The organism is Capnocytophaga sp. oral taxon 329 str. F0087 (genome assembly GCF_000213295.2).
Classification (GTDB): domain Bacteria; phylum Bacteroidota; class Bacteroidia; order Flavobacteriales; family Flavobacteriaceae; genus Capnocytophaga; species Capnocytophaga leadbetteri_A.
On sequence record NZ_KN389992.1, the window covers coordinates 19,497 to 30,416 of the forward strand.

The window sequence follows — 10,920 nt, forward strand, 5'->3', positions numbered from 1 at the left end:
GTTCGACATATCTTTGAAAGCCACCAAACGATAAGATTCTGGGTGAATTTCTTTTTTCATTGCAATGTTAATTCTTTTATTACGTAATTTTCAGGGCGCAAAAGTATAACATTTTTTTTTAATAGCCAAATTACTCCGAGTATTTTTTGATGAGGCGCACCATTAGGTCGCTTAGTTTCTCTACCTGATACTCGCCAACGCTGGGCTCTAAATGCTTGTTTCCTATGCCGCTATGGTCGGTGATAAACACATAGGTACCATTGGTGTACATCGCTATAAATCGCATCAGAAACTCAGTAGTTTTATCTATTCCACTGGCTACTACAGGTATGAGTTTAATGCCACTAGCAGCAGCCGTTTTCACTGAGTATTGTATACTGCTGATTACCGCAGGCTTATTATGAGGGGGCGCATCGAGTACCAAGAAAGCGATACGTGTGCGTGCCTCAGGCTGCCATTGCAGTTGGTTTAGCTGTACGAGGGCTTTGTCTACCGCTTCAGGGAAATCACCCCCACCATCAGCGCGCTGTTGGCTGATAAACTCTGTAGTCTGGTTAATATCTTCAGTAAAAGGGCTGTGTTTTACCACATACTCATCACCCTCATCGCGATAGAAAACCGTAGCCGTACTGATTTTCAGTTGCGTATTAGTCTTCTGCACCTCAGCAATCACTTTTTTCAAGTCCATTTTCAGGAACTCAAGTTCATCGCCCATAGAGCCTGTAGCATCTACCATAAAGGCTATTTGCACAAGGTTAGTAGGCGAGGGGAGAGTCTCATCAAGGGCAATACGGTTCACCTGAGTTTCGCTGATAGCAGCTGTAGATACCCACTGTTCATTCACTTTTAGCCGAAGCAGAGCGGTGTTGAGTTCATTCTCTTTCTGAAAAGCTCCTACCCATAGTTCAGCCCTTCCGAGGTTATCGGTTTTTGCTGTCCAAATGGGGGTATCATTTCGAAAGAGCGTAACGGTAGCATTAGAAGCCGGCTTATTTTTAGCGGTTATAGCTACTGCTATACGGTGATTGGTATACATTTGCCAATCGTCAGGAAAACCTTTGAATGGCTCTTTCATAAGAGTTTTTTGGTAGAAATCCCAGTTGTCTAAGTCGTTCCATTCGCCGGCAGTCACCAAGCCACCTTGAGGTTGAATACCTCCTTGACTCCCTTTGCTTTCTTTAGAATGCATAGAATAATCGTCGTGCATTCCGTCATCAGGTCTAGCGCACGCACTTAGTAAAAGTGCTGCTATAAACGAAAGAAAATACAGTTTTTTCATATCTTAAAATGATTTATTGATTTTATTTCCAGCCCTATCCACAGCCGTTACTACCACTTTACTATCTGTGACAACAGCGTTCAATACCGTAGTAACATACTGCCATCTATTATCTACAAATGTAGCGCTTCCCTCTTCTATTACTGTCACATCGTTTATAATCCTAACCGTTACTTCCACTACTTTAAAAGTATCAGTTACCTCAATTGTTATCACCTCACCCAGTATGCTACCTGTATAGTTCGCAATATCTATTGCCTTAATTTCAGGCAGTCTCAAACAGTCTGACAGCGCCATATTATAGGCATTGATAACCCCGCGTCGTTTAGCTTCCGCACTGTAGAGAGCTTTTAGTTCAGGATTTTGCATAACGCTTTTAGCATAAGCAGTCGCTAATTTAAATCCTTGAGCGCACATCTGCTGCTTGGCACTGCGGGCAGCAGGTTTTTTCGGCATTTTCGATAAGACCGTCTTTCCGTGCACCCGCTTTAGCACCACCTGTTTTCCTATATTTCCAGAGACTTTTTGTAGTATAATATTATCATTTGTCCGCGCCATAATCCATCGTTTTATCAAAGCACAAAGATACAAAATAATCCCTAAACTACCAAACCTTTTGTGTAGGAAAATCAGCGAACTGCCGCAGCTAAGTATGTGATGTAAAGTCAGTGTAGGATCAGTGTAGGATTAGTGTAAGATCAGTGTAGGATCAAAGTATCAGCAAGCAGCTAAAATCATTTATTTGCTAAATTTCAATCTTGCACATTTAAAAAAAAAACACTACTTTTGCTCCATTAAATTTAATAATAAGCACAATGAAAAAGAAAATATTTACATCTGCCAAACTATTGCTAATGGGAGTTATCCTATTGTGCAACCTTGTTTTTACTGCCTGTTCAGCCCTCGCACTTGAGTTTGAACAGAGAGACTTGAGCATTACCAATCTTGACGGCAAGACCATTCCCATAAGAGTTGAGCTTGCTCGCTCCATACGAGAGATGTCAAAAGGCTATATGGGGCGTAAGAATATTCCCGAAGGAACCGGTATGCTTTTTATTTTTAAAAGAGACGAAAAGTTAAGCTTTTGGATGAAAGATACGCCTACCCCCCTTTCGATTGCGTTCATTAACTCGAGTGGTGAAATCCGCGAAACACGCAATATGACACCGTTCAGCCGTCAAAGCGTGGACTCATCGGAACCCGTGCGTTATGCCCTTGAAGTGCCTCAGGGGTGGTTTGAAAAGAACAATATAGGAAAGGGCTGTACAATCAAACTGCCGTAGCCGATAAAGTTAAATTAAATAATAAGCACGATGAAAAAATAGTAACCGCTTTTCTATACCCTACACACCGAAGGCTTTCTCAAAGCAATACAAATGAGCTAATTGATAAATCTACTTTTAGAATAGAATTAGCCTTTAGCAATAAAAACTCCCCGTGAGGTACGCATACCTCACGGGGAGTTTTATTGTTTGTCGTACTACGACTTAATTGTTACTAACTTCAAAGGTTACTTCTATATTTCCACGAGTAGAGTTAGAATACGGACATACTAGGTCGGCTTTTGCTACGAGCTCCTTAGCTTCTTCAAGCGATACATTAGGTATATTTACTTGTAGGGTTACGGCGAAAATAAACCCGCCATTATTCAGCTTTCCGATAGATACGTGTGCCGTTACAGAGGTCTCACCAGTAGCTACTTTAGTTTGCCTAATAACCAAATTCAGGGCAGTATCAAAACAAGCCGCATAGCCCGCAGCAAAAATCTGCTCAGGATTGGTATAATCATCGTTAGCTCCACCTAAGGCTTTAGGAGAACGTATTTCAAGGCTTAATACGCCATTGTCAGAAGTTACTTTTCTGTTACGACCACCTGTCGCGGTGGCCACTGCTGTGTACATTGCTGTCATCTGTCTTTTTTATTTATGATTAATAATTTGTTTACTAAATGTCCTAAGTGTTTCGAGCTATTCCTCACTTAGGGGTGTTCTTCACAAGGGGAGCTTATTATTGCTTATCGTGCTACGATTCGTGCCATACTAATTTCCATCCCTCTTTTTCTTTGGAAGAGGAGTCATCTTCATTTTGTTCTTGAGAACAGCCTACAATGATGCTCCAAATGCATAAAATAATAAAAGTTTTTCTCATAATATTGTATTGTTTTTAAGTTATTCTAAATGCAAAGGTAGTGATAATTTGATAATTAGCAAATTAGTAAAATAGCGAATTTGCATATTAGGCAATTAAGTATTACTTTTGTCGCATTAAAATATTAATAATATAATTATGAAAAAAGTACTTTTAATGGGAGTGTTAGCTTCCTTTATGCTAGCGAGCTGTGGTACAGCTAAATCACCAGAGATGAAACGCTTAGAAAATCAGCAGCAAGCCTTGAAACTCAATACCGAGCTCAACGAATTGCAAATGAAACTCACACAAGAGCAAACCAATAATCAGTCGTTGCAAACTGAGGCTACGCAAGCTAATGAAGAAGCTACTGATCGCACGGATGCTTTTAGTGATGCGAGTTCAGCTTCAGCAAGTGCTAAAAAAGCGAACAAAGCTGAAAAGGCTTTGCGCAAAGCTAGTAAAGCTAATAAGCAATTAGCCAAAAGTAATCGCCGTATTGAGAAATTGCAAAAAGACATCACTAAATTGCAAGAAAAGATAACTAAACTAAATGCTGAAGTAGAATTTAGCAAATAGATACAAGTTAGATGTCTTATTAAAAATTCCCGTGTGGTACTACCACACGGGAATTTTACTAATTAGCACATTTGCTAATTTGCTAATTACCATATTGTAGTATCATCTCTACAAAAGCAGGATCTCTGTGAGAGAAGAACAGCGTTTGCTTGGTGTCGAGAGTGGCTATTTGGCTCATATCCTCTGCTGAGAGTTGAAAATCGAATACATTAAGGTTTTGTTCCATACGCTCTTTGCGCACCGACTTAGGAATGCAGATAATATCGCGTTGTAATAGGTAGCGCAAGGCTACTTGGGCAGCACTTTTGTGATACTTTTCACCAATGGCGTTGAGCGTAGGATTGGCAAAGAAATCATTCTTACCTTCGGCAAAAGGCCCCCACGACATTAGCTTGGTGTCGTATTTCTTCATCAGCTCTTGGAGGTCTTGCTGTTGGTAGAATACGTGCGTTTCCATTTGGTTTACCGCAGGTTTTATCTCGCAGTGGTATGCCAAATCGAGGTATCTATCGGCATAGAAGTTGCTCACCCCAATAGCGCGCACTTTGCCTTCTTTGTAGGCTTCTTCCATAGCGCGATAAGAGCCGTAATAATCGCCAAAAGGTTGGTGAACGAGTAGCAAATCGATATAATCCGTTTGGAGTTTGCGCAAAGAGGTTTCGATAGAGGCTTTAGCTTTTTCATAGCCCGCATTGCTTACCCACACTTTGGTAACGATAAAGAACTCTTTGCGATTGATATCACTTTTCTTAATAGCATTACCTACACCCTCTTCATTGCGATAGATTTGGGCAGTGTCAATCATTCGGTAGCCTACCGAAATAGCATCACTTACGCAACGCTCACATTCTTTGGGGTCTACTTGGTATACACCATAACCCAATAGGGGCATTTGTACCCCGTTGTTTAATTGGATGTTTTTCATTGTATTTCTTATTTTTAGTTTTATACCCTGCAAAGATAGAGAATTTTGTTAAATAATTGTTACAGAGGAATTGTTTTGTTTTACATGTTTTTCGTTGGCTAAGAGGTAAGGGATAATTGACAATGAGTAAAAAAACTCCCCTTACAAAAGGTAATTGCAAGGGGAGAAAAATAGGAAACTATTTATTGTCTAATCCTTTGACAATAAGTCCACCTACAAAAGCTAACGCAGCAACTATTGCTGTTATAACTTTTTGTTCTTTAATGAGGTTCTCGATAGATTTCTTTCCTTCTAGAAAGCCTCTTCCGTATTGTCCTCTACTCATAATGTGAAAGATTTTAAGTTAATACCTACTGTCTGTTGCAGGCTTTTCGGTTTCCGCCTTTGCACTGTGTAAAGACAATAAAAAACGTGAGCCATTCCTCGTTACTTTCTTGCAGAAGCCCGACCAAAGGCTATGTAGCAAAGTAAAAGGAATGCCCACGTTTGAACGTAGGCATTTCCACTTCAACTTTCCTGCTACTAAAATATTGGTCGTTTTCTGCAAGAGGAAAATCGTAAGCGAAACGCTATATGTCGTTTTTTATGTTATATCTTTTTAAATGCTGTTTAAATGAGTTTTTAAAATCACTGCAAAGGTAATAATTTTTTTATAATATGCAAGAGGTAAGAAATAAAATCGTTTAAAAAAATACTATTCAACCTTTATGATTTGTCTGCAATCATTAATAATACAAATATCCTAAGCCATCATTTGCAATAAACTACTGATTTCGTCAGCGTGAGTGCGACAGTAATACATCACAAAAGCAATAAAAGGCACAAAAAGTATGATACTCCACAACAAGCCTTGCGCAAAGACTTTGTAATCGCCGAGACGATAGAGTATATACCCTGCCCAAAGAAGATTAAGCGTCATAGTAATATGCGACATTTGGGCAAAGATATTAGCGCCACTCCACGTAAAAGTGAAGAGTCCCATAGTGCCAAAATAGTACATCGGCAAGAAAGCAAGTGCCAACCCGATAGCGTTTTTGTTGTACAAAAAGACTATAAAGCCAACTAAATATACCAAGCTACTGGGCGAACAAGCGTTGTAAGTAATCCATTGTACTATGTTTGTTTTCAGGTTAAAGAAGAAGTAGCCACTTCCTGAAAGAGTGAGCAGTAATAAGGCAATCGCTAAGACGATACCAATAGTTTTTTCTGTTTTTGTAAGTTGCATAGTATTAAAAGTTATAAAATGATTGACAAATGGGTTAATTGATAGGAATATAAATCTCTGTTTTTAGCTTTTCTTTAGGGGTACGGCGCGCATCGTTGAGGTATTTTTCAAAGAAAGGTTCTTCGCGTAGCCTGTACTGCTGGTCTATAACCCAGCGTACAGCTGTATCATACACCTGAGAAAGGTTTTCGTAACTGCCTTGATAGAAGAAAACGGCATATTTACCCCCTGCTAAGGTCTTGCAACTAACTTCATCTTGTGGGGTGGCAAGCTTGTGGATAGCCAAACATACATCAGAGCGTTGCAAAGAGCCTTCAGTGATTTTCGGGTCATCATACGATATACATATAGACTCTATCCCTTTGGTGAAGAGTTTTTGAGCCTTAATAACAGCCCATAGTTGCTCATAAGCTTTTCCGTAGTCTAAACTTCCATAAGCACCTGTAAGGGCTACATAAATAAGGTTTTTAGGCTCTAATGTTACTATTTTAGGGGCTTTCAGAGCCAAATCGGGGTTGATGATTTCTTTTTTCATAATGTAGGTATCTTTGTTTGTTCTATACTCAGTAGGGCTGATGCCGTATTGTTTCTTAAAGGCTTTAGAGAGCGAAGCAGGGGTTTCATAGCCTATATTAAAGGCTATTTCTTCTATTGTCAGGGCGGTGTACCGCAGCAAGCGGGCAGTAGCTTCTAGCCTAAGACGAGTGATATACCCTCCAATAGCTTCACCTTTTAGGGCTTTGAAGATGCGGTGAAAATGAAAGTCTGATAAAGCAGCCTCATTAGCGAGTGTTTTTAGGTCTAAAGTCTCATCTAAATGATTGTTGATGTAAGCAACCACCTTATTGATGCGCTGAATGTAATCGTTGTAAGTAATGTTTTTCATATTGAGTTACTGATTTACGAGGGCAAAGGTAAGGCAGTTTTGCACAAAAGACTTTTCCTATCTTGCTTATTTTCTAAATTACCAATAAAAAATCCCCGTGTGGTATATATTCCACACAGGGATTTTTATTTATTGCGTGTTGTGCTACAACTTGCTTGTTGTGCTACGACCTTATGGCTTCAATAATATTATCTACTTGTAGTTTTTCAAGGATATTCTGCCGATGGCGGTTTACCGTATGTATACTGATGTTCAATTTCTCCGATATTTCTTTGCTGAACATTCCCTCTTTGGCAAGGGCGAATATCTCTCTTTCGCGCGGAGTAAGCAGGGCATCAGTAGCACTTTCTATAGCAAAAGGTACGATTTCATCAGTAAGGCAGTTTTTTATCTGAAAACGTACAGAAGTGTTTGCCGATTGTTCGGGGGCGAGGTCTATCATACCCATTGCAAGAAAATTATCGTCTTCAAAGGCTAATAGGCGTGTTTGGTAAATCATTCGTATATACTTCCCTTTTTCTAATACTCTCAGCTCATAGATGTATTTGTAAGCTAACTTTTCTTCTTCGGGCAGAGTATCCAAAAACTCCCATACTTTCTTATCAATTCTTCTTACTACTTCTAAATCATCAGGATGTACCAATTTCTCAATATTGAGCTCTTGAGGTGCTTCAATATCTTCGGTTACATATTCGGTTACGTAATAGTAATGCCCAAATCTATCTGATAGAAACACCGCAAAACTCCCTGCTTCTTCTAAAAATTTTATCTGCGGAATGTATTCTTGTGCTATTTCTTCTATGCTTTTATCAGCTGTCATTTTCAAAATGGTTATAATTCAGTATTGTGTAGTGATGCCCACCGCCGTAATTTTGCGCCAAATTTAATCAAATATTTTTAAAAGATGAATAATAAAGCAAAAACAATTAGGAATATATGTATTTTTATTCTCATAGTCCTCAGTTGTGGCTGGATAGGCGTATGGGTAGATGCTCTTACGGGGGAAACGACAGGTGATTTTAGCGATACTAGCAATGGTACTATCGGAATGGGTATTTTTATAGTTGCCCCTGTATTGGCTTGGCTCCTGCTGCGCGCCTTTATGGGGGATGGGTGGCGCGATGCGGGTTTTCGTCCGCTTATTGAGAAAAACCTGCGTTGGTATGGGGTAGCAACCCTTATTTACCCTGCAGTGATTGCCCTTACACTACTTATAGGCGAGCTTTTTGGCTGGCTAAAAGTCCAAATCCGTTGGGCGGACTACCTTGCAGGCTTTGGTATTTTTGTGTTAGCCGAAATTATAAAGAATTTCTTTGAAGAATCAGCGTGGCGGGGCTATCTTACCGCTCGTTTGCTCAGTTTGAAAATTAAAGATGTGTGGCTGTACCTCATCGTAGGGGTAGTGTGGTGTTCGTGGCATTGGCCTTACTTCTTTTATTTTCTGAAGCCAGAGCAGCTATTTGCCGTATTTCCTTATGATAAGGTTACTTTCTGTATAATGGCCTTAGTGTGCTGCACCTCGTGGACGGTAATGTACACTGAGCTTTTCCGCCTTACAGGTTCTATCTGGCCTGGGGTTTGGATGCACGCTATTGAAGATACTGCCATTAACAGTTTGATATACGATAAGCATATTCTCATTGAAACAGGTAGAGAGATACTCATTTCGCCCGTTTCAGGTATTATTCCTTGTCTGCTGTATCTCGGCGTAGGTCTGTGGTTGCGCAAAATCAGAATAGTCCAAGAGACTCAATAAAATAATAGTAAAAAACTCCCCGTGGTTATAGCCTATGCGGCTCACCACGGGGAGTTTTCTAATTAGCACATTTGCTAATTCTTTCATTTGCTAATTTTTTCAGCCCAATCGAAAAGTTCTTCGAGGTCGTAATCACCGCTATGAGGTTTGTCCCAAGGGAGGGCATAATCTACAGCGTAATGGTGATTTTTAAGTGCCGTAGCAAGAATTAACGATATAGCAGCAGAGGTATCGCTATCCTTAGCTCCGTGACGTATGCGCCAATATTTGGGCAAATGAGCGTTCTTTTTACCTATAAAACTCATTGGGTTCATTAGTTTTACGATATTGGCATCTGCCATTTGGCTCTCTACCGCACTGTTTTTTAAGGCATAAGAGGTGAAATGCTTTTTATCGGTGTTGCTATCGCCAAAGAGTTGGTTCTCTCCCGTGCTTAGGTCAAGAGCATCAAAAGCCGGCGGACTTTTGTGTCGCTCCATATAAGTGATATAGCCTTCCCAGTCTATAGCAGTAACTTTATCGTTTTTAAGGGTAAGGAAAGAATATTTACTAAGATCTGTACCTTCTTTTTGAGCTTTTTCGGCAGCGGCTATGATAGTTTGTTTTAGTAATTCTTTAAAACTACCTTCGCCTTTGAAGTTTAGGGTAAGCTGTTTGCCTTTGCTGTCTTTCAGTTGTAAGCTATTGAGGTAAGCAGGGAAGTCTTTTTTCAGGTCGGTAGAAACTTTTGTCTGCTCAGGGGTAAAAGTCCCTGTCTTATAAGTGCGCTGTACGTTGTAATCGAGCATAGAGACCTCCATCGTTTTGTACTGAGAGAGGTTACCAAACTGCCATTCGTACGCTTTATCGGCGTTCTCTAAGTTGGTGATAGGGCAGTAGGCTGATACGGCAAAAATAACATCGGTAGCAGGGGCAGCACCTAATTCCTTTAAGTAAGGCTCGTAAGCCGCTTGGTCGCCCGAAGCTCCTAAGAGGGCAGACGAGGCACCTCCTGCACTGGTACCATTAGAGATGATTTTATTGGCATCACCTGGTATTTCTTTGTTGTTATATTTTAGGTAACGTACAGCCGCTTTTAGGTCTACAATCACGGCAGGGGCTTTACCTGTGGCTGAGGTACGTCCGCGCGCACCTGGTGAGGCTACCACAAAACCTTTGCTAAGTGCCATAATAAGCGAGTTATTTGTATCTTTAAACTTACCTCCAGTGAGGGAAAGAGGCTTGGCAGGCATATAGCCTCCTATACCATTAGGGAGGAAGATAGGGGCAGTTTGAGCGTTAAAGCCATTGATAGTTTCGCCTTTGAAATAAGCTTCGGGAATGTAGAGATTGAGCTGTTGGTACTGTTCTTCTACAGGATTGGCTACGTATACAATTCCCTCATAAGCACGTACGGTAAGGGTTTGGTCACCTTGTGTTACTTGCTGGGTAGTGTATTTAGTAGCATCGAAGCGGAGGGGTGATTTTTGCAATTCTTTTAAGATGGCTTCCCCTACGCTCTTAGCCGATTGCGGGTTTTGCCCTGTAATTACGCGATTATCTACACTCACCTTGTCTTGCCATAAACCCGCTTTATCAATGATAGCCCCCCGCTCTTTAAGTTTGTCTTCTAACGAATAAGGTACTACTTGGGTGAGTTTTACAGCCTCTTCTTCCTTATTAGTAAAAGGACTCAAAGTTTTGCCACTCACTAAATATTTACCATTAGAGAGTTTAACATTCACTAAGCCCGATGGTCCGTGACATACTGCAGCTACTACACCTCCTTTTTCGTAAATCTGTTGAGCTATTTTGGCAAGAGCTTCACTGTTAGCAAAATCCCACATAGTGCCGTGTCCTCCTGCATAGAAGATAGCGGCATAGTCCTTAGCTTTTACTTCTGAAGGAGCAAGGGTGTGAGCTAATTGTTTTTGGTAGTCAGCACTTTCCCAATATTTTTTATTGATAGGGTCGTCTAACTTTACGCCGTAGGCATTAGTGCTACCACCCTTCGGACTTACAAAATCGACCTTGTAGCCAGCCTCTGTGAGTATTTCTAAAGGGTGTGTTACTTCCGATAGAAAATAGCCCGTAGTTTCACCTGTATTTCCTAGTTGGGTATGGTTAGTTACTACAAAAAGTACTTTTTTATGCTGTGCTACCA

At 40.4% G+C, this 10,920-nt stretch carries 12 protein-coding genes; 3 read left to right on the top strand and 9 right to left on the bottom strand.

The annotated features are described in order from the left end of the window. Positions 1–130 precede the first annotated feature (130 nt). Positions 131–1,279, bottom strand: coding sequence for a vWA domain-containing protein (locus HMPREF9074_RS03550; protein WP_009391081.1), 1,149 nt, complete (start codon positions 1,277–1,279; stop codon positions 131–133). 3 nt (positions 1,280–1,282) lie between these two features. Beyond that, complete coding sequence (locus HMPREF9074_RS03555; protein WP_009391085.1) at positions 1,283–1,837, bottom strand: hypothetical protein; 555 nt, start codon at positions 1,835–1,837, stop codon at positions 1,283–1,285. Between the two features lie 257 nt (positions 1,838–2,094). Between HMPREF9074_RS03555 and HMPREF9074_RS03560 the strand changes: the two genes are divergently transcribed. Then, positions 2,095–2,562: a DUF192 domain-containing protein gene (locus tag HMPREF9074_RS03560; RefSeq protein WP_009391086.1), complete on the top strand. Its 468-nt coding sequence runs from the start codon at positions 2,095–2,097 to the stop codon at positions 2,560–2,562. Positions 2,563–2,766: 204 nt separating this feature from the next. Here the strand turns inward: HMPREF9074_RS03560 and HMPREF9074_RS03565 are convergent, their stop codons facing one another. After that, positions 2,767–3,189, bottom strand: a complete 423-nt coding sequence (locus tag HMPREF9074_RS03565; RefSeq protein WP_009391087.1) for an organic hydroperoxide resistance protein — start codon at positions 3,187–3,189, stop codon at positions 2,767–2,769. Positions 3,190–3,565: 376 nt separating this feature from the next. Here HMPREF9074_RS03565 and HMPREF9074_RS03570 point away from each other — a divergent pair, with 376 nt between their 5' ends. Then, positions 3,566–3,985 (top strand): hypothetical protein, encoded by a 420-nt coding sequence (locus HMPREF9074_RS03570; RefSeq protein ID WP_009391089.1) that lies wholly within the window; start codon positions 3,566–3,568, stop codon positions 3,983–3,985. 82 nt (positions 3,986–4,067) lie between these two features. On the opposite strand, the gene HMPREF9074_RS03575 is transcribed toward HMPREF9074_RS03570, so the two are convergent. The 5 genes from HMPREF9074_RS03575 to HMPREF9074_RS03590 all read right to left on the bottom strand — a co-directional run bounded on the left by HMPREF9074_RS03575 (position 4,068) and on the right by HMPREF9074_RS03590 (position 7,841). Beyond that, positions 4,068–4,910 carry an aldo/keto reductase gene (locus HMPREF9074_RS03575; protein WP_009391091.1) on the bottom strand — a complete coding sequence of 281 codons (843 nt, stop codon included), beginning with the start codon at positions 4,908–4,910 and terminating at the stop codon, positions 4,068–4,070. Positions 4,911–5,088: 178 nt separating this feature from the next. Continuing rightward, positions 5,089–5,235, bottom strand: coding sequence for a hypothetical protein (locus HMPREF9074_RS12045; protein ID WP_009391096.1), 147 nt, complete (start codon positions 5,233–5,235; stop codon positions 5,089–5,091). Positions 5,236–5,652: 417 nt separating this feature from the next. Continuing rightward, entirely contained in the window at positions 5,653–6,135 is a 483-nt protein-coding gene (locus HMPREF9074_RS03580) for a hypothetical protein (protein WP_009391101.1), read from the bottom strand. A 34-nt stretch (positions 6,136–6,169) separates the two neighbouring features. Beyond that, positions 6,170–7,021: an AraC family transcriptional regulator gene (locus HMPREF9074_RS03585; protein WP_009391102.1), complete on the bottom strand. Its 852-nt coding sequence runs from the start codon at positions 7,019–7,021 to the stop codon at positions 6,170–6,172. Between the two features lie 163 nt (positions 7,022–7,184). Next, positions 7,185–7,841 (bottom strand): helix-turn-helix transcriptional regulator, encoded by a 657-nt coding sequence (locus HMPREF9074_RS03590; RefSeq protein ID WP_009391106.1) that lies wholly within the window; start codon positions 7,839–7,841, stop codon positions 7,185–7,187. Between the two features lie 84 nt (positions 7,842–7,925). Here HMPREF9074_RS03590 and HMPREF9074_RS03595 point away from each other — a divergent pair, with 84 nt between their 5' ends. Continuing rightward, the gene (locus tag HMPREF9074_RS03595; RefSeq protein WP_009391107.1) at positions 7,926–8,777 is read left to right on the top strand and encodes a CPBP family intramembrane glutamic endopeptidase; all 852 of its coding nucleotides are present in this window, start codon (positions 7,926–7,928) and stop codon (positions 8,775–8,777) included. 83 nt (positions 8,778–8,860) lie between these two features. Here HMPREF9074_RS03595 and HMPREF9074_RS03600 read toward each other — a convergent pair. Continuing rightward, positions 8,861–10,920 (bottom strand): subtype B tannase (locus tag HMPREF9074_RS03600; RefSeq protein WP_052141365.1); only part of this gene is annotated, 2,060 nt, incomplete at its 5' end.

Bases quoted from the DNA above. Each gene is read 5' to 3' on its own strand.
- HMPREF9074_RS03550 (WP_009391081.1), bottom strand. From the start codon at position 1,279: ATGAAAAAACTGTATTTTCTTTCGTTTATAGCAGCACTTTTACTAAGT.
- HMPREF9074_RS03590 (WP_009391106.1), bottom strand. From the start codon at position 7,841: ATGACAGCTGATAAAAGCATAGAAGAAATAGCACAAGAATACATTCCG.
- HMPREF9074_RS03570 (WP_009391089.1), top strand. From the start codon at position 3,566: ATGAAAAAAGTACTTTTAATGGGAGTGTTAGCTTCCTTTATGCTAGCG.
- HMPREF9074_RS03555 (WP_009391085.1), bottom strand. From the start codon at position 1,837: ATGGCGCGGACAAATGATAATATTATACTACAAAAAGTCTCTGGAAAT.
- HMPREF9074_RS03560 (WP_009391086.1), top strand. From the start codon at position 2,095: ATGAAAAAGAAAATATTTACATCTGCCAAACTATTGCTAATGGGAGTT.
- HMPREF9074_RS03585 (WP_009391102.1), bottom strand. From the start codon at position 7,021: ATGAAAAACATTACTTACAACGATTACATTCAGCGCATCAATAAGGTG.
- HMPREF9074_RS03565 (WP_009391087.1), bottom strand. From the start codon at position 3,189: ATGACAGCAATGTACACAGCAGTGGCCACCGCGACAGGTGGTCGTAAC.
- HMPREF9074_RS03595 (WP_009391107.1), top strand. From the start codon at position 7,926: ATGAATAATAAAGCAAAAACAATTAGGAATATATGTATTTTTATTCTC.
- HMPREF9074_RS12045 (WP_009391096.1), bottom strand. From the start codon at position 5,235: ATGAGTAGAGGACAATACGGAAGAGGCTTTCTAGAAGGAAAGAAATCT.
- HMPREF9074_RS03575 (WP_009391091.1), bottom strand. From the start codon at position 4,910: ATGAAAAACATCCAATTAAACAACGGGGTACAAATGCCCCTATTGGGT.
- HMPREF9074_RS03580 (WP_009391101.1), bottom strand. From the start codon at position 6,135: ATGCAACTTACAAAAACAGAAAAAACTATTGGTATCGTCTTAGCGATT.